The sequence below is a fragment of the Rhodococcus sp. LMD genome (assembly GCF_056108245.1).
The window spans coordinates 1,352,305-1,376,417 of sequence record NZ_CM148557.1 but is presented as its reverse complement, the minus strand read 5'-3'; the positions used below and the strand labels follow the sequence as shown (position 1 = coordinate 1,376,417).

At 70.7% G+C, this 24,113-nt stretch carries 24 protein-coding genes, 1 tRNA gene and 2 pseudogenes; 11 read left to right on the top strand and 16 right to left on the bottom strand.

The window, feature by feature from the left end; all coding sequences use genetic code 11:
* Positions 1-53 precede the first annotated feature (53 nt).
* From ACWPQI_RS06480 to ACWPQI_RS06470, 3 genes are all read right to left on the bottom strand, one after another.
* Positions 54-1,451 (bottom strand): bifunctional lytic transglycosylase/C40 family peptidase, encoded by a 1,398-nt coding sequence (locus tag ACWPQI_RS06480; RefSeq protein ID WP_026137643.1) that lies wholly within the window; start codon positions 1,449-1,451, stop codon positions 54-56.
* A 198-nt stretch (positions 1,452-1,649) separates the two neighbouring features.
* Complete coding sequence (locus tag ACWPQI_RS06475; RefSeq protein ID WP_040274557.1) at positions 1,650-2,804, bottom strand: cystathionine gamma-synthase; 1,155 nt, start codon at positions 2,802-2,804, stop codon at positions 1,650-1,652.
* Between the two features lie 71 nt (positions 2,805-2,875).
* Positions 2,876-4,261 carry a cystathionine beta-synthase gene (locus ACWPQI_RS06470; RefSeq protein WP_040274555.1) on the bottom strand — a complete coding sequence of 462 codons (1,386 nt, stop codon included), beginning with the start codon at positions 4,259-4,261 and terminating at the stop codon, positions 2,876-2,878.
* Positions 4,262-4,394: 133 nt separating this feature from the next.
* Between ACWPQI_RS06470 and ACWPQI_RS06465 the strand changes: the two genes are divergently transcribed.
* Positions 4,395-5,357 (top strand): SGNH/GDSL hydrolase family protein, encoded by a 963-nt coding sequence (locus ACWPQI_RS06465; protein ID WP_040274553.1) that lies wholly within the window; start codon positions 4,395-4,397, stop codon positions 5,355-5,357.
* Here the strand turns inward: ACWPQI_RS06465 and ACWPQI_RS06460 are convergent.
* The 3 genes from ACWPQI_RS06460 to ACWPQI_RS06450 form a co-directional block, all read right to left on the bottom strand.
* On the bottom strand, positions 5,354-6,205 hold the full coding sequence (locus ACWPQI_RS06460) for a Bax inhibitor-1/YccA family protein (RefSeq protein WP_202637511.1): 852 nt from the start codon (positions 6,203-6,205) through the stop codon (positions 5,354-5,356). The two genes, ACWPQI_RS06465 and ACWPQI_RS06460, sit on opposite strands and share 4 nt — an antisense overlap.
* A gap of 95 nt (positions 6,206-6,300) precedes the next feature.
* A complete protein-coding gene (locus ACWPQI_RS06455) occupies positions 6,301-7,446 on the bottom strand; it encodes a class I SAM-dependent methyltransferase (protein ID WP_059174839.1) in 1,146 nt (381 codons plus the stop codon).
* Positions 7,440-7,799, bottom strand: coding sequence for a hypothetical protein (locus ACWPQI_RS06450; protein ID WP_003935094.1), 360 nt, complete (start codon positions 7,797-7,799; stop codon positions 7,440-7,442). The genes ACWPQI_RS06455 and ACWPQI_RS06450 overlap by 7 nt, the downstream gene beginning before the upstream one ends.
* A 161-nt stretch (positions 7,800-7,960) precedes the next feature.
* On the opposite strand from ACWPQI_RS06450, the gene ACWPQI_RS06445 reads away from it, so the two are divergent.
* Both ACWPQI_RS06445 and ACWPQI_RS06440 read left to right on the top strand, forming a co-directional pair.
* A complete protein-coding gene (locus ACWPQI_RS06445; RefSeq protein WP_474738837.1) occupies positions 7,961-11,455 on the top strand; it encodes a protein kinase domain-containing protein in 3,495 nt (1,164 codons plus the stop codon).
* 44 nt (positions 11,456-11,499) lie between these two features.
* Entirely contained in the window at positions 11,500-12,516 is a 1,017-nt protein-coding gene (locus tag ACWPQI_RS06440; RefSeq protein ID WP_010592899.1) for a magnesium transporter CorA family protein, read from the top strand.
* Between the two features lie 33 nt (positions 12,517-12,549).
* Here the strand turns inward: ACWPQI_RS06440 and ACWPQI_RS06435 are convergent, their stop codons facing one another.
* Positions 12,550-12,741: a hypothetical protein gene (locus ACWPQI_RS06435; RefSeq protein ID WP_010592900.1), complete on the bottom strand. Its 192-nt coding sequence runs from the start codon at positions 12,739-12,741 to the stop codon at positions 12,550-12,552.
* A 111-nt stretch (positions 12,742-12,852) separates the two neighbouring features.
* On the opposite strand from ACWPQI_RS06435, the gene ACWPQI_RS06430 reads away from it, so the two are divergent.
* The gene (locus ACWPQI_RS06430) at positions 12,853-13,050 is read left to right on the top strand and encodes a CsbD family protein (RefSeq protein WP_003935098.1); all 198 of its coding nucleotides are present in this window, start codon (positions 12,853-12,855) and stop codon (positions 13,048-13,050) included.
* A gap of 66 nt (positions 13,051-13,116) precedes the next feature.
* On the opposite strand, the gene ACWPQI_RS06425 is transcribed toward ACWPQI_RS06430, so the two are convergent.
* A complete protein-coding gene (locus ACWPQI_RS06425) occupies positions 13,117-14,613 on the bottom strand; it encodes a DUF4389 domain-containing protein (RefSeq protein ID WP_040274540.1) in 1,497 nt (498 codons plus the stop codon).
* A gap of 358 nt (positions 14,614-14,971) precedes the next feature.
* On the opposite strand from ACWPQI_RS06425, the gene ACWPQI_RS06420 reads away from it, so the two are divergent.
* The 6 genes and pseudogenes from ACWPQI_RS06420 to ACWPQI_RS06395 all read left to right on the top strand — a co-directional run bounded on the left by ACWPQI_RS06420 (position 14,972) and on the right by ACWPQI_RS06395 (position 17,960).
* On the top strand, positions 14,972-15,115 hold the full coding sequence (locus ACWPQI_RS06420; RefSeq protein WP_017680289.1) for a hypothetical protein: 144 nt from the start codon (positions 14,972-14,974) through the stop codon (positions 15,113-15,115).
* 331 nt (positions 15,116-15,446) lie between these two features.
* Entirely contained in the window at positions 15,447-16,148 is a 702-nt protein-coding gene (locus ACWPQI_RS06415) for a type 1 glutamine amidotransferase domain-containing protein (protein ID WP_010592903.1), read from the top strand.
* A 157-nt stretch (positions 16,149-16,305) separates the two neighbouring features.
* A pseudogene (locus ACWPQI_RS06410) lies at positions 16,306-16,854 on the top strand (zinc-binding dehydrogenase); the annotation flags it as partial.
* A gap of 16 nt (positions 16,855-16,870) precedes the next feature.
* A complete protein-coding gene (locus ACWPQI_RS06405; protein ID WP_017680291.1) occupies positions 16,871-17,446 on the top strand; it encodes a hypothetical protein in 576 nt (191 codons plus the stop codon).
* Positions 17,447-17,500: 54 nt separating this feature from the next.
* On the top strand, positions 17,501-17,653 hold the full coding sequence (locus tag ACWPQI_RS06400; RefSeq protein WP_172603545.1) for a hypothetical protein: 153 nt from the start codon (positions 17,501-17,503) through the stop codon (positions 17,651-17,653).
* Positions 17,654-17,780: 127 nt separating this feature from the next.
* Positions 17,781-17,960 (top strand): hypothetical protein, encoded by a 180-nt coding sequence (locus tag ACWPQI_RS06395; protein WP_017680292.1) that lies wholly within the window; start codon positions 17,781-17,783, stop codon positions 17,958-17,960.
* 32 nt (positions 17,961-17,992) lie between these two features.
* On the opposite strand, the gene ACWPQI_RS06390 is transcribed toward ACWPQI_RS06395, so the two are convergent.
* The 8 genes from ACWPQI_RS06390 to ACWPQI_RS06355 form a co-directional block, all read right to left on the bottom strand.
* Complete coding sequence (locus ACWPQI_RS06390; RefSeq protein WP_017680293.1) at positions 17,993-18,163, bottom strand: hypothetical protein; 171 nt, start codon at positions 18,161-18,163, stop codon at positions 17,993-17,995.
* Positions 18,164-18,295: 132 nt separating this feature from the next.
* The gene (locus ACWPQI_RS06385) at positions 18,296-19,135 is read right to left on the bottom strand and encodes a hypothetical protein (protein WP_238424125.1); all 840 of its coding nucleotides are present in this window, start codon (positions 19,133-19,135) and stop codon (positions 18,296-18,298) included.
* 132 nt (positions 19,136-19,267) lie between these two features.
* Positions 19,268-19,344 (bottom strand) — tRNA-Leu (locus tag ACWPQI_RS06380).
* A 126-nt stretch (positions 19,345-19,470) separates the two neighbouring features.
* The gene (locus ACWPQI_RS06375) at positions 19,471-20,427 is read right to left on the bottom strand and encodes a Ppx/GppA phosphatase family protein (protein ID WP_102030877.1); all 957 of its coding nucleotides are present in this window, start codon (positions 20,425-20,427) and stop codon (positions 19,471-19,473) included.
* Positions 20,424-20,951 (bottom strand): DUF501 domain-containing protein, encoded by a 528-nt coding sequence (locus tag ACWPQI_RS06370; RefSeq protein WP_102030878.1) that lies wholly within the window; start codon positions 20,949-20,951, stop codon positions 20,424-20,426. The genes ACWPQI_RS06375 and ACWPQI_RS06370 overlap by 4 nt, the downstream gene beginning before the upstream one ends.
* Positions 20,948-21,610, bottom strand: a complete 663-nt coding sequence (locus ACWPQI_RS06365) for an FtsB family cell division protein (RefSeq protein WP_010592909.1) — start codon at positions 21,608-21,610, stop codon at positions 20,948-20,950. Before ACWPQI_RS06365 ends, ACWPQI_RS06370 begins: the two co-directional genes overlap by 4 nt.
* 10 nt (positions 21,611-21,620) lie before the next feature.
* Positions 21,621-22,907 (bottom strand): phosphopyruvate hydratase, encoded by a 1,287-nt coding sequence (eno, locus tag ACWPQI_RS06360; protein ID WP_017679539.1) that lies wholly within the window; start codon positions 22,905-22,907, stop codon positions 21,621-21,623.
* A gap of 152 nt (positions 22,908-23,059) precedes the next feature.
* A complete protein-coding gene (locus ACWPQI_RS06355; RefSeq protein WP_474738698.1) occupies positions 23,060-23,821 on the bottom strand; it encodes a lytic transglycosylase domain-containing protein in 762 nt (253 codons plus the stop codon).
* Positions 23,822-23,960: 139 nt separating this feature from the next.
* Here ACWPQI_RS06355 and ACWPQI_RS06350 point away from each other — a divergent pair.
* Positions 23,961-24,095 (top strand): annotated as a pseudogene (locus ACWPQI_RS06350) (iron transporter); the annotation flags it as partial.
* Positions 24,096-24,113 lie beyond the last annotated feature (18 nt).

Genomic DNA, 24,113 nt, shown 5'->3' with positions numbered 1-24,113 from the left:
GCGAGAAGGGTCCGACCGGCGCCTCCGGTCGGACCCTTCTCGCGTACGTCACCTCAGATCAGACGGCGGGCCTTCATGCCGGGGAAGACCGCGCCGACGCGCACCACGTCTCCGAACGTCGGGGCATGCACCATCTGGCCGCCGCCGATGTAGATGCCCACGTGCCCGGGTCCGTCGGACTGCCAGTTTCCGAACACCAGATCTCCCGGCCGGGCCAGTTCGATCGGAATCTCGGTTCCGACCCGCCACTGCGTCTGCGACGTACGCGGCAACGTCACCCCCGTCGCCGCGTACACCGCGTACGACGTCAGGCCCGAACAGTCGAACCCGCCGCCGGACGGACCGTTGATGTTGCCGCCGCCCCACACATACGGCAGCCCCAGATACCGGAACGCCAGATCCACCACCCGGTTGCCGGTCTCGGTCATCCCCGGCAACCCGAGCCCGAAGAACGGGGAGAGCAGCCGCGCGAACACCATCTCGGTCGCCCGGATCTTCGCCACGTACGGCTTGGTCTGGTTCTCGTAGTCCGGTAGGCCGGACGGCATGCCCCCGGATCGGCGCACGGCCCCGAGACCGGCGTTGTACGCCGCGAGCGTGAGGTCGAGGGTGTCGCCGCGCACCACTCCCTGTGCCTTCCACTGCTCGATCTGCCGGTAGTTGTCGCACAGCAGATTCCCGGACGCCATCACCGGGTCGGCGATGCCGAGCACGTCGGCCCGCCCGTCCCCGTCGGCGTCCTTGCCGTAGGCATCCCACGTACCGGGCATGAACTGCCCCGGCCCCTTCGCACCCACCGGCGAGACGGGGGCGCTCGGTCCGTACCGGAAACCGTTCTCCGCCGAATACAACGCCGCCAGCACCGGCGCCCCGACCCCCTCGCACAACTTCCCGGCCTTGCGCAGCCACGGCGCGAACACCGCGATCGCCCCGATCGGCGCCAGGTTCGTGCCGGGCAGGATCGCCGGGATCGACGGCAACGTCACCGCCGCGCCGCCGGTCCCCACCCCGCCCGGTGCCGACCCCCACGCACCGCTGCCCGTCGCAGCGCCGGGGGCGGGGGCGCCGAACACGGACGGCCGCCCCGCCGGCGCGGCCGGGGCCAGCACCGACGGCGCCTGCGGGGGCGCGGCCTGTACCGGATTCTCGGCCGGTGGTTCGAGCACCGCGACCGCCTCCGGCGGCAGATGCGGCATCAGCGCGTCCTTCGCGGCCGACGTCGCATCCGCCACGGCCTGCTCGGCGGCCGGGCGCATCGGCTCGGGCAGCGCCGCGACGAGGTCGGTGACCTGCTGATCGGTGGCCGCGGCCGACGATTCGGCGGACGCCTGGAACGACTCGATCACCTGCGTGACCTGTTCCTCCAGATGCTCCGGGATGTCCACTCCCTGTACCAGGGCGCTCGCCGCCGTGGCTACCGCCACAATCACCGCCGACGGGTCAACTGACATTCGCGAACTCCCCATCCCTCTGACGAACGACTTCACCGTACTGTGTGATCTCGATCACCGATGCGGTTCGTTACATCCATATCATATATATGCGAGAACGCGTTCTAGTTCCGGACTTGTGACGCGCCACACACACGGGACTTGAAGTTACAGCAACATGGTCGTCGCCGCTCGCACACCCGGCCGGCCGACGCCCCGTCAGGCCGTGAGCGCCTGCTCGACGTCCGCGAGGAGGTCGGCGGCATCCTCGATACCCACCGACAGGCGCACCAGATCGTCCGGAACCTCGAGCAGCGACCCGGCCGTCGAGGCGTGCGTCATCGCGCCCGGGTGCTCGATCAGCGACTCCACACCCCCGAGGGACTCCGCGAGCGTGAAGATCTCGGTGCGTGCGCAGAAGTCGAGGGCGGCCTGCTTGCCCCCGGCCAGACGCAGCGAGATCATGCCGCCGAACCGGCGCATCTGCTTCGAGGCGACGGCGTGATCCGGATGCGACTCGTGGCCGGGGTAGATCACCCGGGTGACGGCGGGATGCCCGTCGAGCAACTCGACGATCTTCTCGGCGTTGTCGCTGTGCCGTTCCATGCGCAGGGCCAGCGTCTTGATACCGCGCATCGTCAGGTACGCGTCGAACGGGCCCGGGACGGCGCCCGCGCCGTTCTGCAGGAACGCGAACTTCGCGTCCAGCTCCTCGTCGTTCGTCACCAGCGCACCACCGACGACGTCGGAGTGGCCGCCGAGGTACTTGGTGGTCGAGTGCAGCGCGACGTCGGCACCCAGGGTCAGCGGCTGCTGCAGGTACGGCGACGCGAACGTGTTGTCGACGACGATCTTCGCCCCACCGGTGTGCGCGACGTCGGCGAGTGCCGCGATGTCGCCGATGTTGAGCAGGGGGTTCGTCGGGGTCTCGACCCACACCAGTTTGGTGGTGGGCCGCATCGCCTCTCGCACGGCGTCGACGTCGGAGATCGGCGCCGGCGTGTACTCGATGCCCCACTGCGTGAACACCTTGTCGATCAGCCGGAAGGTGCCGCCGTAGGCGTCGTTGGGGATGACGAGATGATCGCCGGGGCGCAGCACCGAACGCAGCAGGCAGTCGGTGGCGGCCATGCCGGAACTGAAGGCCCGGCCGAACGTTCCCGCCTCGATGGCCGCGAGATTCGCCTCGAGCGGCTTGCGGGTGGGGTTGCCGGTGCGGGCGTACTCGAAGCCGCCGCGCATCCCACCGACGCCGTCCTGCGCGAACGTCGAACTCGCATAGATGGGGACGTTGACGGCACCGGTGGCCGGGTCGGGATCGTATCCGGCGTGGATCGCTCGGGTGGAGAATCCGTGGCTGCGCTGCTCACTCATGCGGCTCAGCCTAGCCGCGGGACGGAAGGACGGCGGGCCGGGGAAGGCTCCCCGGCCCGCCGCCGCAGCCGTTACGAACCGGCGCTGATGAACCCGAGCAGGTCGTGGCGGGTGATCACGCCCACGGGCTTGCCGTCGTCGATGACCAGCAGCGCGTCGGTATCGCCGAACGCCTTCGTGGCGGCGGCGATCGACTCGCCGACCCCGATCAGCGGCAGGGTCGGGCTCATGTGCTTCGCGACGGGGTCGGCCAGCCGCGCGCGGCCCTCGAAGACGGCGCTGAGCAGTTCCCGCTCGCTGACGCTGCCCGCGACCTCACCGGCGGTGACGGGCGGCTCGGCGCCCACGACCGGCATCTGCGAGACACCGTATTCGCGCAGGATCTCGATGGCGTCGCGGACCGTCTCGGACGGATGCGTGTGCACCAGCGCGGGCAGCTCGCCGGACTTGCTGCGCAGGACGTCGCCGACGGTCGAATCGTCGGGCTTGCCGTCGAGCGGGGCCCGCAGGAAGCCGTACGAGGCCATCCACTTGTCGTTGAAGATCTTCGACATGTAGCCGCGGCCACCGTCGGGCAGCAGCACCACGACGAGGGCGTCCGGCCCCTCACGCTCGGCGACCCGCAGGGCGGCGACGACGGCCATGCCGCACGACCCGCCGACGAGCAGGCCCTCCTCGCGGGCGAGCCGGCGGGTCATGTCGAACGAGTCGGCGTCGGAGACGGCGATGATCTCGTCGGGGATCGACGGGTCGTAGGCGCTGGGCCAGAAGTCCTCGCCGACGCCCTCGACGAGGTACGGACGGCCGGTGCCGCCGGAGTACACGGAGCCCTCCGGGTCGGCGCCGATCACCTTGACCTTGCCGCCCGAGACCTCCTTGAGGTAGCGGCCGGTGCCGGTGATGGTGCCACCGGTGCCGACGCCGGCGACGAAATGGGTCACCTTGCCGTCCGTGTCGCGCCAGATCTCCGGGCCGGTGGTCTCGTAGTGGCTCTCCGGACCGGCCGGGTTGGAGTACTGGTCCGGCTTCCAGCCACCCGGCAGTTCACGGGCGAGACGATCGGAGACGGTGTAGTAGCTGTCGGGGTGCTCCGGGGGCACCGCGGTCGGGCACACCACGACCTCGGCACCGTACGCGCGCAGCACGTTGCGCTTGTCCTCGCTGACCTTGTCGGGGCACACGAACACGCACTTGTAGCCGCGCTGCTGGGCGACGAGCGCGAGACCGATTCCGGTGTTGCCGGACGTCGGTTCGACGATGGTGCCGCCCGGCTTCAGTGCACCGGACTTCTCGGCGGCATCGACCATCTTGACGGCGATGCGGTCCTTCGAGCTGCCGCCCGGGTTGAGGTACTCGATCTTTGCCGCGACCACGCCCGAACCCGGTGTCGTCACCGAGTTGAGCTTGACCAGCGGGGTGTTTCCGATGAGGTCGACGACGGAATCCGCGATGCGCATTCCTCCATGCTCTCAGATGCCGGCGCACGACGGCGTTCCGGCTGCTCGAGCGGCGGATTCGACGCACACTGGACACGGCAACCTCAGGGCCGTCTGCAACTCCAGGGCCGTCTGCTCGGAAAGGTGATCTCCCGTGCCCCGAACCTCGTGGCGCACCGCGGCGTTGGCCGGCGCGACGGCCGTCGCCGCCGGCTCCGGCGCCGGCGGCGCCTCCTGGCTCACGTACACGTACCTGATGCGCCAGGCGACGGTAGCGAGAGGTGTCATCGGCCGTACCTGGGCGAAGCCGCCCGAGGCGGACGGGGTGTACCTGCCCGGAGCGCAGTCCCCGGTGCCGTGGCGCCGCGGCGTGCCGTTCGACCTGCACCTGATGATCTTCGGGGATTCGACGGCGGCCGGCCTGGGCTGCGCGAGCGCGGCGGAGGTGCCGGGAGTGCTGCTGGCCAGGGCGCTGGCCGACGAGTCGGGCCGCAGCGTCCGGCTCGGTACGAAGGCCATCGCCGGCGCCACGTCGCGGGGACTGGCCGGGCAGGTCGACGCGATGTACGTGGCGGGTCCGCCGCCCGACGCGGCCGTGATCCTGGTCGGGGCCAACGACGTGACCGCGAAACTGTCGCTGCACCGCTCGGCACAGCGACTGGGCTCGGCGGTGCGGCGTCTGCGCACGAGCGGCGCCGTCGTCGTCGTCGGTACGTGTCCCGATCTGGGGGTGGTCGGTGCGATTCCCCAGCCGCTGCGAACCGTGGTACGGACGTGGGGGCGGCAACTGGCCCGCGCGCAGGCCGCGGCGACGCGCGCGGCCGGCGGGCAGCCGGTGCCGCTGGCCGACCTGCTGACGCCCGAGTTCCTGTCCGCGCCCGACCACCTGTTCTCCGCGGACGGATTTCATCCCTCGGCCGCGGGATACGAGCTTGCAGCCGGTCACCTGCTGCCGGTGCTGGCCGCCGGGCTCGGTCTCTGGTCCGGCGGCCCGGTGCCGGTGCCGCCGCAGACGTCGGCGGCCGCGCGGCTGTGGCTGCCCCGGACACGCCGCGGGCCCCGGGAACGGGTGTTCCCGGGGCCCGCGGTCGGCACGGTGGCCGGAGAGCTGGGCTAGTCGTTCTGGAAGTACGACAGCAGGCGCAGGATCTCGACGTACAGCCAGACCAGGGTGACGGTCAGACCGAAGGCGACGCCCCATGCGGCCTTCTCCGGCGCCTGGGCGCGGATGAGCTGATCGGCGGCGTCGAAGTCCAGCAGGAAGCTGAACGCGGCGATGCCGATGCAGACGAGGCTGAAGACGATCGCCAGGGTGCCGCCGTCGCGCAGGCCGAGGCCGCCGTCGATGAAGAAGCTCGCAACGAGGTTGCCCAGCGCCAGGACGAGGACGCCGATCAGGGCGCCGATGATCATGCGGGTCAGGCGCGGGGTCACGCGGATCGCCCCGGTGCGGTAGACGACGAGCATGCCGAAGAACACGCCGAACGTGCCGAGCACCGCCTGGACGATCAGGGTTCCGCCACCGGCGCCACCGAAGGTGATGTCGGTGAACATGAACGAGAGCGCGCCGAGGAAGAAGCCCTCGGCCACGGCATAGGCCAAGACGATGGCCGGGTTGTCCATCTTGCGGCCGAAGGTGGCCACGAGGACCAGGACCAGGCCGATGAGACCGCCGCCGATGACGAACGGCGCGGCGAGGTTCACGTTGCCGTTGACGAGGACGTAGGAGATCAGCGCGGAGACCGCCAGCACACCGAGTGTGATGCCGGTCTTGGTGACGACGTCGTCGATCGTCATCGACCGCTCGGTGGTGGGCCGGGCCCACGGATCCGTCGGCGCGTACTGCGGCTGGCCGAATTGCTGGGTGACCTGCGCGGCGCCCGCCGTCGCAGAGCCGAACGTGGCGTATCCGCCGCCCTCTTGCTTGGGCAGGTTGCGGAACACCGGGTTACTGGTGGTGCGCACCGTGCACATCCCTTCTGGTGGTCGGTTCTGTCCGTTCAACGATCCGCGGACGCCGGGGGTTCCCGGACCCGAGCCGAGCACGGACAAACCGGACTCTACCGGGTGCGCACGGACCTGGTCACGGTGAACTTACGGTTGCGTCCTGCAACTTCCGTGCGGCCGATCGTCCGCTGCAGGATCCCACGGTAGTTCAGGTGGGTGTTGTAGACGGCCCACAGTTCACCGCCCGGACGCAGCAGCCGGGCCGCCGCGTCGAACATTTTCACGGCGGCACCGGTGTGCACCGCGGCGCCGACGTGGAACGGCGGATTGCACAGCACCACGTCCACGGAGGCATCCGGCAGCGTCCCGGCGACGTCGTCGCGCAGTACCTCGACCCGGTCGGCGACGTCGTTCGCGGCGGCGGTGGCGGCGGCCGAGGCGACCGCCGCAGCGGACTGGTCGGTGGCGGTCACCCGCAGGCCGGGGAACTGCCGGGCCGCGGCGACGGCCAGGATGCCCGTGCCGCAGCCGAGGTCGACGGCGGTCCTCGCGTCACGCGGCAGCCGGGGCACGAAGTCCAGCAGGAAGCGGGTGCCGATGTCCAGGCGAGGGCCGGCGAACGCCGCTCCGTGCGCGACGACGGTCAGCCCGGCCTCGGGCACCGTGCCGGTCACCGGGTAGGTCGGCTCGGTCGCGATCGGGCCGCGGGCGGTGAGCACCCGCGACTTCTGCCGGCCGCGGGAGGCGCGTACCTCCGTGAAGCAGCGGGCCAATACCTCGTTCATCGCGGGCGTGATGTGTTTGTCGCGGCCACCGGCGAACACCGTGACGCCGGGGTCGGCGTACCGGGCGACGGTCTCGGCGATCTCGGTGAGCGCGGCGAGCGACCGCGGCAACTGCAGCAGCACCACCCGGGCCCCGGTGAGCAGATCGCTACCGAGGTCGTGCGTGGTGTAACGATCGGTCAGTCCTTCGCGGGCGGCGTTCGCGGCCAGGGCCCGCTCCCCCACCACCGAGTCCTGGTGAACCCGGATCCCTGACGCGGAGTGCCGCACGGCGACGCCGAGGGTGAGGGCTCCGTAGTGGTCGTCGATCACCGCGACGGTCCCGGCCGGCGCCGCGGCGAGCGCGGCGCCGGCCTCGTCGAGAATCAACCTGTCGGCGGCGTCGACGGCCACCAGATTGGGCGCCTCCACATCGGGGAGGCGCCGCAACCGGGCGAACAGCTCGTCGCCGGCAGCGGGGTCGCCGGTCAGCACTGCCCCTTGCCGGCATTCTCGATGGCGCGCAGGGTGTCGGCCTGCTGCTCCTCGCTCAGCTCCGCCCACCCCGGCAGCGACTTCTGCGCGTCGGCGACGGAGGCGGCGGCCTGGGTACGGTCCTGCCCCCAGGATTCGAGCTGGTCGAAGTACGGCACCATGGCACTGCAGATCTCGTCGTAGCTCTGGCCCAGCTCGATGCCGGTGCTTCCGGTGACCTGGCTCGTGCTCGGCGCGGCGGTGGTGGACTCGGTGGTCCCCTCGGCTGCGGAGCCGGAGTCACCGGACGATCCGCAGGCCGCCGCGAGCAGCACCGCACCCGTACCGAACAGCGCCGCGAGAGTCTTCTTCATCGTTTCCCAATTCCGATCGCAGTGTCGTTTCCCGGAAGATCCGGCCGTCGTTGCCGGGAGCCCCGGCCGGACAACGGTAATGGAGAACCGGCGATCCATCCGTGTCGTGCCCGCCACACCCGGGACTATCCTGGAGGAATCCACGTGAGGTGAGTGCCCCGATGGCCGAGAACGATCCCCTCGCCACCCAGCGAGCCACGGTCTCCCACGCCGCCGCGGCGGAGGACGAGACCGTCGAGGATCTGCGCCTCGCGGGGTTCGCCGACGCAACCGAGATCGGCCGTGGTGGTTTCGGGGTGGTGTACCGGTGCCGGGAGACGGCGCTCGACCGCACCGTCGCGGTGAAGGTGCTCACCGCCCCGCTCGACGCCGACAACCTCGACCGGTTCCTCCGCGAGCAACGCGCGATGGGCCGGCTCTCCGGGCATCCGCACATCGTCACCGTCCTGCAGGTCGGCACCACCGGCAGCGGCCGGCCCTACCTGGTCATGCACTACCACCCCCACGACTCGCTCGAGGCGCGCATCCGCCGCTACGGGCCGCTGCCGTGGCCGGACGTGCTGCGCATCGGCGTCAAACTCGCCGGCGCGCTCGAGACGGCGCACCGGACCGACGTGCTGCACCGCGACGTCAAACCCGCGAACATCCTGCTCACCCAGTACGGCGAACCGCAGCTCACCGACTTCGGCATCGCCCGAATCGCGGACGGCTTCCGCACCTCGTCGGGCGCGATCACGGGCTCCCCCGCCTTCACCGCGCCCGAGATCCTGGCCGGCGCGCCGCCGACCCCGGCCGCCGACGTCTACGGTCTGGCCGCCACCCTGTTCTGCGCACTGACCGGGCATGCGGCCTTCGAGCGGCGACGCGGGGAACAGGTGGTCACGCAGTTCCTGCGGATCACCACCGAACCGGTCCCGGACCTGCGGGGCACCGGTGTCCCCGAGGAGGTGTGCTCTGCCCTGGAACGCGGCATGGCCACCGATCCGGATGCCCGTCCGCAGTCCGCCGCGGAGTTCGGGGAGTTGCTGCAGCGGGCCCAGGAGCGGGGCGGCTGCGACGTGGACGAGATGGCGCTGCCCGCGGATCCGGACGGACCCGGGCCGCTGCCCGTCCCGGGAACCCCGCACACCACCGGACCCCACCTCACGCCCACCTCGATCACCACGCCGCCGGTGCCGGTGACCCGGTTCCGGCCGCACGCCGCCAGCCGACCGCTGGTCCCGCGCACCCACCTCATCGACCGGCTGCGCCTCGCCCGCCGCCGCCGCCTCGTCGCGATCCATGCCCCGACCGGATTCGGGAAGTCGACGCTGGCCGCACAGTGGCGGGAGGTCCTCACCGCCGAGGGCGTCGCGGTGGCCTGGCTCGCGGTCGACCGGGACGACAACGACGTCGTGTGGTTCCTCACCCATCTGATCGAGGCGTTCCGGCAGGTGCGTCCGCAGTTCGCCCGCCAGCTGCGGCAGGTGCTCGAGGCCCACGGCGACGACGCCGAACGGTACGTCCTGTCCACCCTCATCGACGAGATCCATCACGAGGAGACCCCGATGGCCTTGGTGATCGAGGACTGGCACCTCGTCACCGCACCGGGAACCGTCGCGGCACTGGACTTCCTCCTCGACCGAGGATGTCATCACCTGCAGCTCGTGGTGACCAGCCGAAGCCGGGCCGGGCTGCCGCTCAGCCGGATGCGGGTCCTCGACGAGCTCGTCGAGATCGACTCCGAGGCTTTGCGGTTCGACGCCGAGGAAGCCGAGGGCTTCCTACGCGACGTGAGCGGCCTCGACCTCGGACTCGAGGACATCCGGGGCCTGACCGAAGTCACCGACGGCTGGGTCGCCGCGCTGCAACTGGTGTCCCTGTCCCTGCGCGACAGCGAGGACCCGACCGATCTGATCGAGAACCTCTCGGGCCGCCACCACGCCATCGGCGAGTTCCTCGCAGACAACGTGCTCGACACCCTCGAGCCGGAGGTGTACGAGTTCCTGCTCGCGACGTCCGTCACCGACGAGATCACCGGCAGCCTCGCCACCGCGCTCACCGGCGACCTGCACGGACAGGCGATGCTCGAGCAGATCGAGGCCCGGGATCTGTTCCTGCGCCGGGTCGACGACGAGGGCAGCTGGTTCCGCTACCACCGGCTGTTCGCGGATTTCCTGCGCCGTCGGCTCGAGCGTGATCATCCCGAACGCGTGGAGCCGCTCCATCGTGCCGCTGCGCAATGGTTCGCACACCAGCACATGCTGCGCGAGGCCGTGGACCACGCGCTCAGCGCCGACGACCAGGAACTCGCCGTCGACATCATCGCCGCCGACGGGATGTTCCTGATCGAGCACTCCCACATGACGACCCTGCTGGCGCTGGTCGCGAAGCTACCGCCCCGCGTGGTGGCCACGCACCCGCGGCTGCAGATGACGGTGGCGTGGGCGAACGCGTTGCTGCAGCGGGCCAACCAGACCCGCACCGCACTCGCGGCGGCGCGGGGATGTTTCAGCTGCTGCAATGCGGCGGCGGAGGACATCGCGGTCCTGCAGGTCGAGGCCGACGTCGTCGAGGGTGTCGTCGCAGTCTCCACCGACCGCATCGCCGACGTGGCGGACAAGGTCGCGCCGTGCCTGGACGATCCGGACGCCTTCCGGCCGTGGGTGGTGTCCGTCGCGGCGAACGTGGCGACCTTCGTGGACATCTACCGGTTCGACTTCGAAGCCGCCCGGCGGCGGCAGCGGTGGGCCGAGCCCTACCACCGCGCCTCCAACGGCCCCTTCAGCCGCGTGTACGGGCAGTGCCTGCTCGGCATCGCGGCCAACGAGCAGCTCGACGTCGCCGCGGCCGAGGGACATTTCCGTGCGGGACTGCGGGCCGCGCGCAAAGTGGGCGGCATCCACACCCACGCCGCGCGGCTGGCCGCCGCCATGCTCGGGGAGCTGCTCTACGAACAGGGCCGGATCACCGAGGCCGAGGCCTTGCTCGACGAAAGTCACGAGCTCGGAACCGAGGGCGGCGTACCGGACTTCATGATCGCCCGGTTCGTCACGGCCGCGCGGCTCAAGTCCCTGCGCGGTGACCGCGTCGCCGCGGCGGCCCTGCTCGACGAGGGAGCGCGGGCCGCCGACGACTATCGGCTGCCGCGACTGCGTGCCCGGGTGGTCAACGAACGCGTGCGGCTCGGCCTGCCGGGGCCGCAGCCCGCCCCGCGACAGATGCCCGATTCCGATGCCCCCGACCCCGACGGCGTCGCCGAGATCACCGCGCAGGTGGAGGACGCCACCGCCATCCGGCTGCTCTACGGCAGCGGCAGGCCCGAGGACGCCGCCGTGGCATGCGAGTGGGCCCGGCTGTGGCACCGCCGCGTCTCCGGACGCGGCCGCCGTCGCGCCGAACTGCAGGCGCTGCGGCTGCTGGTGGCGTGCCTGCACGCCGCCGGACGGATCGAGGAGGCCCAGCACGTGCTGGCCCCCGCCGTGGCGACGTGCGGGCGCCTGGGCATGCTCCGCTACCTCGTCGACGGCGGGGCCCACGTGGTGCCGCTCCTGCCCCTGCTACGCGATCGGCTGCGCACCCTGTTGTGGCCCCCGGACTGGCCGGCCGTGGACGAGGCCTTCCTCGACGAGATGGTGCGGCTGGCGGAGGCCGGCGGCGCGAGCATCGCGCTGTGAACCCGGGCCGCCCCGAACACCCCGGGGTAGGGCAGACTGCGAGCGTGACCGCTGCCGTCCCCGACCACATCCGCACCAGGCTCTGGCGCGACGGACGGCTCGTCGCCGAGAACTACCCGCTGGCGGACGTCTCCGAGTACCTCCAGGACGAGACCGCCCTGGTGTGGGTGGACCTGCACGATCCGACGCACCGCGAACTGACCGACATCGCGGAGGAGCTGGCGTTCGATCCGCACGCCGTCGAGGACGTGGTGGCGCACGGGGAACGCACGAAGGTCACCCGTTACTCCACTCACACCTTCCTCACCGTCTACGCCACGTCGCTGGCGGACGGGAGTGAGCCGGCCGACACGCTCGGGTCCCGGCTCAGGACCACGCGGGTCTCGGTGTTCGTGGTCCCCCGCGGCCTGGTCACGGTGCACCGGGGCACCGGCCTGGACGTCGACGAGGTGGTGCGGCGGTGGGACGACAACGCCGATCTGCTCCGGCACGGCACCGCCGCGCTGCTGCACGGGCTGCTCGACGTCGTCGTCGACGGCCAGTTCGAGACCATTCAGGGGCTCGACGACGCGATCGAGGAACTGGAGGACCGGTTGTTCGACGAGCGCGCGCACATTCGCGCGCTCCAGCGTCACACCTACCGGGTACGCAAGGAACTCGTCCAGTTGCGCCGTGTCGTCCTGCCGATGCGTGAGGTGGTCGCCGCGGTGATGCGGCACCGGGCCGAGCGGGGCAACTCCGTCGAACTCGACGGCTGGTACAGCGACCTGTACGACCACGTCATCCGCGCGACGGAATGGACCGAATCCCTGCGCGACATGATCACCACCGTCTTCGAAACCAACCTGTCGCTGCAGGACGCGCGTCTGAACACCGTGATGAAGAAGCTCACGGGGTGGGCCGCGATCATCGCCGTGCCCACCGCGGTGACGGGCTGGTACGGGCAGAACGTGCCGTACCCCGGCTTCGGGCAGTGGAGCGGGGTGCTGTCGAGCACCGCCGTCATCGCCGCGTCCGCGGGAACCCTCTACATCGTGTTCAAGCAACGCAACTGGTTGTGACGCACGCCCGGGTACGGCACGTGCCCGCTCGGGCTACGTGGTGCCTTCGGAGTCGTCGAAGAACCGCCAGTCGTCGTCGCCCTCGACCCTGACCTCCATCCGCCAGCCCAGCTCGCTGTTGTCGGCCTTGGAGTCCACGAACCAGGCGTGCGCGTCGTCCGCGCTCTCGATGTCCTTGGTCGCCACCACTTCGCCCTTGGGGTCGATCACTCGGTATGTAGCCATGCCGGGTGCTTTCCCCGGCAGTCCGGCGCCCAAACCCGCGCCGCGCAGGATTGGCGCGGCCGGGGGCGGGGTATCCGGTTCCGGAAGAGACCACGGACGAAGGAGGATGAAGTGGCTGATTTCATCGACAAGGCCAAGCACAAGGCGGAGGACGTCACCGGTCAGGCCAAGGAGGGCGCCGGACGCGCGACCGGTGACCGCGACCTCGAGGCCGAGGGCCGCGGCGACCAGGCGTCGAGCGGTCTGAAGCAGGCGGGCGACAAGATTTCCGATGCCGCCGGCAAGGTCAAGGACTCGTTCAAGAAGTAGCCGCGGCACGCACGCGCGTGGCCCCGTCGACCCCGTCGACGGGGCCACGGCTCGTGTCCGGGGCCGTCAGCGTCCCTCTCCGGGCCGGGCCTGCTCCCCGGAGGTCGCGTCGCCGTACTGCTCCTTCGACAGCGGGATCTGTGTTCGACCGGGTCCGGGCGAGAGGTCGTCGCGCGGACCGGCCGCCGGCGCGTATTCGTGCAGTTCCCGGGGGCCCTGGTCGAGCCGGAACGGCGGGTACTCGTCGCGCAGCAGCGCCGCGTAGGCCCACACCCGGAAGCGCCAGCGGTTGATGCCCACGACGAGATCGAACAACCCGCTCGGGTAGCGAGCGGTGAACAGCAGGGCGATCGCCGCGACGAGCACGAGAATGCCGAGCAGGGACCACGAGTAGATCCAGACGGCGTCGTCCCAGTTGTCGGAGGTCGCGGTGGCCCCGCCCCCGACGAGCACGCCGAGGACCAGGTAGTGCGGGATGGCGAGCAGCCACCACTTGACCAGCACCAGTCCCCGGGAGAGACGTTCCGGGTAGGGGACGTCGAAGTCGGCGGGATAGTCCGTGCGGTGCAGCGTGAAGGGCGGATACCGGTCGGTGCCCAGGGCCGCGTACGTGTAGAACCCGACGCGCCACCACCACCGCATCACGCCGACGTTGAAGTCGAACAGCGCCCGCGGATAGCGGCCGGTGAACAGGATCGCGAAGCCCGCGACGATCGTCGTGACGAAATGTGCGATCGCGAGGAAGAAGAGCACGATGTAGTGCGGGATCGCCAAGAGCCACTTCACGAGCCACAGCCCGCGCGACGGCGCGTCCGGGTCGCCGCGCAGCATCACCGGGTAGGTGCCCGGGGCGACGGCGGCCGGCGGCGGCGCGTGCGCCGAGGGCGGGCCGTGCCGGCCGAGTCCCACCGCGCCGAGGACGAGCAGCGGCACCCCGATCACCAGCAGGACGAGCCCGCCGACGAGCAGCCACAGCGCGAGCGGTCCCAGGAACGGGAACTGGGCACCCGCCTGCAGGTCCACAGCGACGCCCGGGGTGGCGTCGGCGTTCATCACGACGATCGACCACACCCCTTCCTGGAAGTCCCAGCGCAATTCCTGCGTTCCAGGTCCGGCAGCCGAGGCGGCCCAGAAGTCCTCGTCACCGGGCACCCGGGCGGGATCGTCGCCGGGGATCTCGCGGTACTCGGCGCGGAACGGCTCGAACCGGACGTCGGTGAGTTCGGCGTGTGCGACTCCGGACAGGAAGGCGTCGACCTCCCGCTGCGGGCCGATACCGACGAACACCGGGCGTCCGGGATCCTCCGATGCCGCACGCAACCTGAGCCGGCCGAAGTCCTCGGCGCCGAAACCGGTGGGCGTGTCGTCGAAGACCAGGTCGATGCGTTCGGAGACGAGCGCGCTCGAGTCGGTGCGGTAGCGCTCGGTGGGACCGGTGAACCAGCCGTCGTCACGCTGGACGAAGTACCCCCAGCCGAGCACCCCCGCGGCGGCGAGCAACGCCAGTCCGAGCATCGAGAGCAGGACACCAACCACGAACATGACGATCTTGCCGGCCTTCATAGCGGCCTCCGATTCGGAGTGTCGTACACGCGGTCTGCACTCACCGTAGACGCGACCGAACCGGACGAACAAGGCTTTGCCCCACCTCGTCCGCACCGCACCCCGCGACACGTCACGCACAGGTTCCGTGCGCGTAACGCATCGGCCATCCGACGGCGTGTAGGGTGAGGGCATCGACGACACGTCTCGGTCGATCGCTTCCGATCGGGCGAGTACAGCGTGATTTCGGTCGAGCACCACCCACCGAGCCCTGCCCCGGAACTGCCGTACCCGCATACCGGGTGCGGGTGTAGCGGCGGCAGCGTCGGGGTACCACAGCTACGCTGCCCGACACGGTTCGCCGGCCCGAAAGGACATCATGCACAACGAAACCGAGTTCCAGACGCCGCTCTTCGTCGAGCCCACCACTCCCGGCGACGAGGGCAGCACCGAGCCCGTCGCGACCTCGCAGCCGCCGAGCGGTCCGTACGACTACACCACCATCTTCTCCGCGCGCGCCTGAACGCCAGCCGTATCGTTCCGGACCGCGGGATGGCATGCCCGCCAGACGATCCCGGCACCGCGCCCGCACCGGACGACCCGTGCGGCCGGACCGCCACCCGGTGGCGTAGGGTGGACCTCGGCCGGAGGGGAAGACCCGGCCACGCGAACGCCCCGGCTCCGTGCCGGGGCGTTCGTCATTCCGGGCGCCGCCCGCGGTGACGAACGGGACGGGCGCCGCCCGCAGTGACGAACAGGACGGGCGCCGCCCGCAGTGATTGGAACCGGCCGGGAACGGGAACGCACCCTGCGGGTCGCCCCACGGCCCGCTCCCGACCGGAAGGATTGATCACATGACCGAGGTGCTGTTCGTCGTGACCGGAGCCGATCACTGGACGCTCGCCGACGGGACGCGCCACCCGACGGGATTCTGGGCCGAGGAACTGATCGAGCCGTACCGGGTGTTCACCGATGCCGGCTTCCGTCTCACGTTCGCCACGCCGGGCGGCCGCAGCCCGGCCGTGGACGAGGCCAGCCTCGCGCCCGACGCCACCGGCGGCGAAGACCGCAGCGACGAGCTGCGGCGGGCCCTCACGGAGCTGAAGCCGGTCCTCGATTCGCCCGCCGTGCTCGAGGACGTGCGCGCCGAGGACTACGACCTCGTCTTCGTCCCGGGCGGACACGGTCCGATGGAGGACCTCGCCGCGTCCGAACCGTTCGGCAGGCTGCTCGCGGAGTTCGTGGCCGCCGGCAAGCTCGTCTCCGTCGTATGCCACGCTCCCGCAGCGCTGTTGCCCGCACGGGGCGCCGACGGCGGCTGGCTCTTCGACGGGTACCGGATGACCGGCTTCACCAACGAGGAGGAGACGCAGGCCGGGCTCGCCGAGAAGGCGCCGTGGCTGCTCGAGGACCGCCTCCGCGAGAGCGGTGCCCGATTCGACGCGGGACCGGCGTGGGAATCGCACGTGGTCGTCGACCGCCGCCTCTACACCGGGCAGAACCCGGCGTCGTCGCGTGCGGTGGCCGAGCGAGTGGTCGAGGCGACGAGGGGATAGCCTGCCCGGCACTCGAGGACTCCCAGAAGGCGGATTCGACACCCTCGGCCCACGGTGCCCGTTTCGACGCTGCGCCACCGGGTATCTGTCGTAGGCAACCCGAGGAGGCGCGGATGCGAGCGATGGTGTACCGCGGACCGTACAAGGTACGCGTGGAGGTGCCGGACGTGTGATCGTGATCGATCACCTCGACTACCGGCTCGAGAAGGCGCGTACGTTCGCGCACGCCGAGACGTACAACTTCGCCGAGTACGACGACATCGTCGTGCACATGAAGAAGGTCACCGACCACCTCGGCGCCGACGTGGCCATCGACGCGGTCGGCGCCGAGGCCGACGGCAATCTCCTGCAGCACGTCACCGCAGCCAAGTTCAAACTGCAGGGCGGCTCTCCGGTCGCCCTGAACTGGGCGATCGACTCGGTTCGCAAGGGCGGGACGATCTCGGTGATGGGCGCGTACGGCCCGATGTTCAGCGCCGTGAAGTTCGGTGACGCCATGAACAAGGGACTGACCCTGCGGATGAACCAGTGCCCGGTCAAGCGGCAGTGGCCACGCCTGTTCGAGCACATCCGAAACGGCTACCTCGATCCCAAAGAGATTGTCACGCACAGGATCCCACTCGAACACATCGCGGAGGCCTATCACATCTTCTCGGCCAAGTTGGACGACTGCATCAAGCCGGTCGTCGTGCCGAGCGGCAACTGAGGAGGAACCGGCGACCATGCCCTACACAGCGGACAAGCCCGGACGCAGGAAGTCGAGCGACGAACTGCGCGCGACCATCCCGGGGTGGGGCGTGGACCTCGACCCGAAGGATCGGCCGGCCGTGCCGAAGGAACGGTTCGATCCGGGTGCGAGCGGTGCCCACTGGGATTTCCCGGAACGCCAGGAAGAGCGATGGCCCCGCGAACGCTCGATCGAGCATGCGTTCCTCCCCCCGGTCTTCGGCACCTCCTGCCCGCCCCGGGGATTGTCGGGGGTCCTGCGCAAGTATGCCTACCGCCGGTTCAGCGAGGGCCGCGCCGCGCACCGGCTCATCCTCCTCGGTGCGGATCGGGTCGACGCCGCCGAGTCCCACCTTCGCTCCTTCGCCACGGGACGTCCGGACAATCCGATCACCGAGACGGGGATCCGGAGCGAGTTCACACACCACGGGATGAGATCCCGAGCCGGGCGCAAGCGAGTCGACGTCGCACACGAGTGGATGGATCCGATCATCGTCGGCGCACCGTGGGTCGTGGCCGGCGCCGCCACGGCCACCGCGGTGCAGACACTGCGGAGACGTCGCTTCCGGTGACCAGCGGCGCGACTACATCTTGCAGACATACCGGGCATCCGGTTTCCTGTAGGTGTGCGCCGCCGGTGGAAGTGGGACAGGGAAGAACCGCTCTTCGGTGACCCCGAGTCCCCGCGCGGCATGGTGGCGATCGTCGCAGTCGTCGCCGCGGTGGTCGTCTCGGCGACAGTGCTGTTGCTCCTGACCTCGGGCGGGACGCTGCGCTGACGTTGCCAGGGAAGACTCACCGGCGGCAACGACGGCTGCCGGCGTGTTGCTCCTCCCCCGGCCTTCCGGGCGCCGTATTCGGCCGAATGCGACCCGGAGGGTGTGCTCGCCTGGAACGATCCGGAGTGTGAAGCACTTTCGGATAGTCGACCGAGACGGTGCCGTCATCGACCAGCAGTCGTTCGAGACCGAGGACGAAGCCCTCGCATGGGCGCACACCCACCCGCGGTCGGGAACCCCGGAATGGACGCTGGAGGAACAGGTCGGGCACGACTGGGAGAAACGGGAGAAGCGGGAGCGGCCCTGACCACGGCCGGTCGGGACCGCCCCGGCCGTGGATCACCCCTCCTGACGCTGCGCCCAGGTCAGCACGAGCTTCGGCTCTCCGGGATCGGAGGAATCGAGTTCCAGCGTGGCGTCTTCCGGAGCGCCCGCGAGGAAGGCCCGGACGATGCTCATCGTGACCGGGGTACCCAGGGACAGAACGGCACTTTCGGTTTCGTTCGACATTCTCCGAACGTATCGTCATCGCGGATCCTGCGCTGGGCGAGACGAGTGGACCGGACGTCCGGTGAGCGGTCGGCGCGATGTCGTGAACCGATCACCGTCCGGGCAGGGTCATCGCTCGACGGGGGCGCGATGTCAGGGAGTCAGCGCCCGGCAATCGTCGAGCTGAGCAGGTGGCTGTCCACCACCCCGCTCCCGGCTGTCGTCCTGGATGACCGTGCCGACGTACCGATTCGTGAACGGGATCTCGTCGGCCTCCACGGTGCCCTGCAGCACGATCCTGCCGTTGACCCGGGCCGTGTACCGATTCCCGTCGGCACGCAGCTCGACGACCGCGCCTTCGGGAAACTTCGACGTGGACGCGTACTGCGGCGTCCCCGCGGCGGGGGCGAATCCGTTCGGGCTGGAAGAATCTTCGTAGTACAACGCCATCATGCTCTCGGTGAAGGCGAACTGCACACCGGTGTCGACACCGGGATTGGCGCGCACCACCGGACCGATCGACGAGTGCTCCGGGTCGTGACCGTTCCAGCGGACCACACACCGCATCACCTGCGTCTCGCTCGGCATCGGCTCACTCCAGAACGCGAGACTCAGCGGAGTCGACGGAGTTCCCCGGCCGTCGAGATGACCGTTCGTGATCCTCAGGGTGCCGCCCCCTCGGGTGATCCAGTTCGGGCCGAGCGGGCCGTCCGGACGATCGAAGTCGTCGGCCGCACGCACCACCAGCGGAGCCGGCGCGCGGCGGATGCCCCCTTCGTCGTCGGCGGTGGCCACGAGCGGGGAGCCGGCCGTCCCCGGAATCGGAGCGAATTCGGGCGCGGAGGCGCGGACCTGTTCGTCTGCGGTACCCGGATCCGCGGAGGCAAAAGGGGAGAGTCCGGTTGCGAGGGCCAGCGACCCACACACGATGCCGAGCCGCACTGCACCCCTGCGGACGGACGCTCCCAGGCGATCGTTTGGTTCGGTAAGCACACAGGGCATTGTAGGGACGGAAGTCGCGGCTGCCAGTGATGCCCGTCACGGCCCCCGCCCTCGGCCCCGCGGGTGGCGGGCCGGAAGCCGCGGCGGACGCGCTGGTCGAGTCGCTCCCGGACAGCCGTTCTGTGGTGCCCCCAGTCGGACTCGAACCGACACTCGGCGGATTTTAAGTCCGCTGCCTCTGCCAATTGGGCTATGGGGGCGCAGAAAGAGAGTAAAGCGTGGCGCATCGGCGCCCGCAGCCGCGTCGCGCCCAGTCATCCGCGGCGACGATCGTCGCCGCGCACGGCTGGGCGCGGAGCGGCTGTCGGCTGAGGTGCCGCGGCTGCCTACGCGATCGACAGGGCGATTCCGTCGAGGATGTCGTGCTCGCTCACGACCAGCTCGCCGATGCCCGCGCGACGAGCGAGTTCGTCGGCCAGCACCGTCGTGACGACGGCTCCGCCGCCGATGACGTCGACCCGTCCGGGGTGCATCGGGCCGAGCGCAGCGCGTTCGTCGTGCGTGGCGGCGAGCAGGCCGTCGCACACCTGGCGCAACCGGTCGAAGCCGACGGTGGACAGGTGCACCCGCTCGGGGTCGTACTCCTCGAGCTCGTTCGCGAGCGCCGCGATCGTGGTCATGGTGCCGGCGACGCCGACCCAGGTGCGGGCCTGCTCCACCGGCACGTGGGCGAGCGCCTCGGTGATCTTCTCCCCCGCGAACGTGCGGGCCGCCGCGACCTGCTCGGCCGTGGGCGGATCGTCGTGCAGGCACCGCTCGGTCAGGCGCACGCATCCGATGTCCGTGGAGTAGGCGGCATGCACGCCGTCCGCGTCGCCGAGCACCACCTCGGTGGATCCGCCGCCGAGGTCGACGACGACGAACGGCCCTCGTGACGGATCGAGTTCGCCGACGGCACCGGTGAAGGACAGCCGCGCTTCCTCGTCGCCGGAGATGACTTCGGCCTCGGCACCGGTGATCACCGCGCCGAGGACCTCGCGGGTCATGGCGAAGAAGTCGTCCCGGTTGGCGGCGTCGCGGGTGGCGGACGTGGCCACCATCCGCACCGCCTGCGCCCCGGTCTCGCGGACGAGCCCGGCGTATTCGACGAGGGCGACGCGGGTGCGTTCGATCGCCTCGGGAGCGAGGCGGCCGGTCGCATCGACGCCCTGCCCGAGCCGCACGACCCGCATCAACCGGGTGACGTCCGTGAGCCGGCCGTCGTCGTCGAGATCGGCGATGAGCAGACGGATGGAGTTGGTGCCGCAGTCGATCGCCGCGACGCGGCGGGTACCCGCGGTCACTCGCTCTGCCCTCGCAGTTCGGCGTAGGTGGGCCAGTCGACGGGGATCGCGGTGCCGCGTAGGCCGGCGTCGGCGGCAAGGGCGACGGCCTCGTCACCGAACGGGTTCACGCCCGGTCCCTTGGCGAGGGAGTGCGCGATGAGTACGTGCAGGCATTTGACGCGGTCGGGCATGCCGCCGCCGCTGAAGTCGGTGCCGAGCGATTCGATCGCGTCGCGTTCGGCGAGGTAGGACTCGTGGGCACGGCGGTACGCGGCCGCGATCGCCGGGTCCGCGGCGATCCGATCGGTCATCTCCTTCATGACCCCACCGGATTCCTGCCGGCTGGCCTCGGCGGTGAGCCGCGGATCGGTGAGGTAGAACAGCGTCGGGAACGGCGTGCCGTCCGGCAGCTTGGGCGCGGTCTTCACCACGCCGGGGGCGCCGTCCGGGCAGCGGTAGGCGATCGCGAGAACGCCACGCGGAGCCCGCCCGAGCTGGGCGGCGACGGCGTCGAGGTCTTCCTGTGCGACGGGATCGGTCACCCGGTCGGTTCTCCTGGTTCTGGGGGCGCCACCGGCATCTGCCGCGGCACCGGGGCGGGTTCGGGTTCTGGCGCGGGTACGGACACCGACTGCCACAGGTCGCTGTACCAGGCGCCGGTGGAGGGCAGCTCCTCGGCCTGTTCGGCGACCGGTTCCTGGTAGTCGCCGGGCAGTTGCACCTGGTAGGGAGTCTCGCCGGGCATGACGAACCGCAGCCGTTCGCGGGCCTGGGCGCGGATCCACGCCGGGTCCTCGATCTGCGCCTTCTGTTCGCGCAGCGCCGCGATCTCCTGCTCGAGCTGCGCCCGTTCCGCGGCGACCCGCTCGGCCTCGGAGCGCTGGCTGACGTACGTGCGCAGCGGAACCGCGAGGGTCAGGGCGAGGCCGCACACCACGAGGGCGAGGACGACGGCACGGCCGGTGGACAGGCCGAAGAAGGTGCGCTCGGGGCGGGCGGCCCGGGATTCGCGCGGCGTCCCGACCCGGGTGGGCCGGGCCCGGCCCCCGGTGCCTCCGGCGCGGGCGCCTGCGGCGTCGGCGGGTGGTTCCGTCGAGGCGGTCGGTCCGGCCGGGCGGGCCCGGCTGGGCCGCCGAGCGCCCGGCGCACCCTCGGTGCGGGTGCGCCGGGCGCCGGGCCGGGACCTACCGCGCTGGCTCATGCGGGTGCGCTCAGCCCTCGATGCTGAAGCGCGGGAACGCCAGTTCGCCGGCGTACCGGGCGGCGTCGCCGAGCGACTCCTCGATGCGCAGCAGCTGGTTGTACTTGGCGACGCGCTCGGAGCGGGCCGGGGCACCGGTCTTGATCTGGCCGCTGCCCACGGCGACGGCGAGGTCCGCGATGGTGGTGTCCTCGGTTTCGCCGGAGCGGTGGCTCATCATCGACTTGTACCCGTTGCGGTGCGCGAGATCGACCGCGTCGAGGGTTTCGGTGAGGGTGCCGATCTGGTTCACCTTCACGAGCAGCGCGTTGGCGGCGCCCTTGACGATGCCTTCCTCGAGACGCTCGGGGTTGGTGACGAACAGGTCGTCGCCGACCAGCTGCACCTTGTTGCCGATCTTGTCGGTCAGCGCGACCCAGCCGTCCCAGTCGTCCTCGCTCAGCGGATCCTCGATGGACACGAGCGGGTAGGCGGAGAGCAGCTCGTCGTAGAAGTCGGCGAGCTCGTCCGCGGTGCGGTCCTTGCCCTCGAACTTGTAGCCGGTGCCCGCGGTGTAGAACTCGGTGGCGGCGACGTCGAGCGCCAGCGCGACATCCGTTCCGAGCTTCAGGCCGGTCTTGGCGACGGCCTCGCTGATGAGGTCGAGGGCCTCCTTGGTGCCGGCGACGTCGGGCGCGAATCCACCCTCGTCACCGAGGCCGGTGGCCAGGCCGCGGCTCTTGAGCACGGACTTGAGGGCGTGGTACACCTCGGCGCCCCAGCGCAGGGACTCCTTGAAGGTGGGGGCGCCGATCGGGGCGACCATGAACTCCTGCACGTCGACACCGGTGTCGGCGTGGGCGCCGCCGTTGAGGATGTTCATCATCGGCACGGGCAGGATGTGGGCGTTCGGGCCGCCGAGGTAGCGGAACAGCTCGAGGCCGGAGGACTCGGCCGCGGCCTTGGCGACGGCGAGGGAGGCACCGAGGAGCGCGTTGGCTCCGAGCCGGCCCTTGTCGGGGGTGCCGTCGGTGTCGAGGAGGGCCTGGTCGACGGTGCGCTGTTCGGTCGCATCGAGGCCGATGATCGCCGGCGCGATCTCGCCGAGGACGCCCTCGACGGCCTGCTCGACGCCCTTGCCCAGGTAGCGCTCGCCGCCGTCGCGCAGCTCGACGGCCTCGTGCTCACCGGTGGAAGCACCGGAGGGCACCGCAGCGCGGGCGAAACTTCCGTCGTCGAGCAGCACCTCGACCTCGACCGTGGGGTTACCACGCGAATCGAGGATCTCGCGGGCTCCTACCTGCTCAATGATGGCCACTGGCTGATTCTCCTTCGATGGACTTCACGCTGCGGGGTCTGCACGCTGGGGACAGCCTAACCGCCCCGACCTGCGCCCGAAGCACGGCGCGCCCCGCGGTGGCGGCCACCGGCGGGTTGCCGGTGGCGAGGCGGACGGATCGGACAGTCGCGTCAGGGCTGACGGCCCACCCCGTACGCGGCGGCGCGGTCGCGCACCAGGGCGAGGTACTCACCGGAAAGGTTGTAGGCCATGAGGGCGCGCGTCCACCCCTCGGCGGTGGTGAGGTCGCCTCCGCGGTCGCACAGGTAGCGCCCGGCGGACAGGGCCGCGTCGTCGATGTTGTCGGGATCGGCGACGCCGTCGCCGTTCGCGTCCACGCCCCAACGGGACCAGGTCTCGGGAATGAACTGCATGGGCCCGACGGCCCGGTCGAGAACCGGATCACCGTCGAGGCGGCCCCCGTCGGTGTCGCGGATCTCGGCCAGTCCGGGCCCGCCGTCGAGGGGCACGCCGCGGATCGGCGGGTCGACGCGGCCGTCGGGGGCGATGGCGGCGCCGTTGTACCGGCCGTGCCGGCTCTCGACGCTTCCGATGCCGGCGAGGGTCGTCCAGGCGAGACCGCAGTCGGGGCGTGCGGCGGCGAGGACGGCGGCGGCATGACCGTAGGCCTCGAGCGCGGTGCGGGGTATGCCGAGTGCCTCGGCCTGCGGCGCGGCCCAGTCCCGCAACTGATCGGCGGTGCGGCCGGGGGCGTCGACGTCGATCGCCGGGACGGCGGTGCCGGGTGCGGGTGGGACGCCGTTGGGAATCGGGATGCGCGGCTCGCGTGGGCTCCAGACCGCAACACCGACGACCACGAGGATCACCGCGGCGACGGCGCCGAACAGGACGCGCGGCCACGGGGAGCGTCGCGGCGAGGCGGCAGGGGGCATGGTTCCCATCATCCATATCTCCGGCAAAGCGCAGGTAAAGGGACCAAGGTCCCTGTTGCCGATATTCCGGCCGGGTGTATGTTTTTGGCTTGCGTCACCTAATAAAGGTTCGCCTCACCTAACTAATGGAGTCGTATCGATGTCCGTGCTCGCCGCGAGGTCCGGGGGGCCGTCGACCGCCACCCAGCCGAGGGGGTCCGGTCTCATCGGTCTCCGCCAGCGCCTCGAAGCGGGCATCGTCGTGCTGATCCTGGTCGCCTTCCTCGCCTCGGCACCACCACTCGCACCGGGC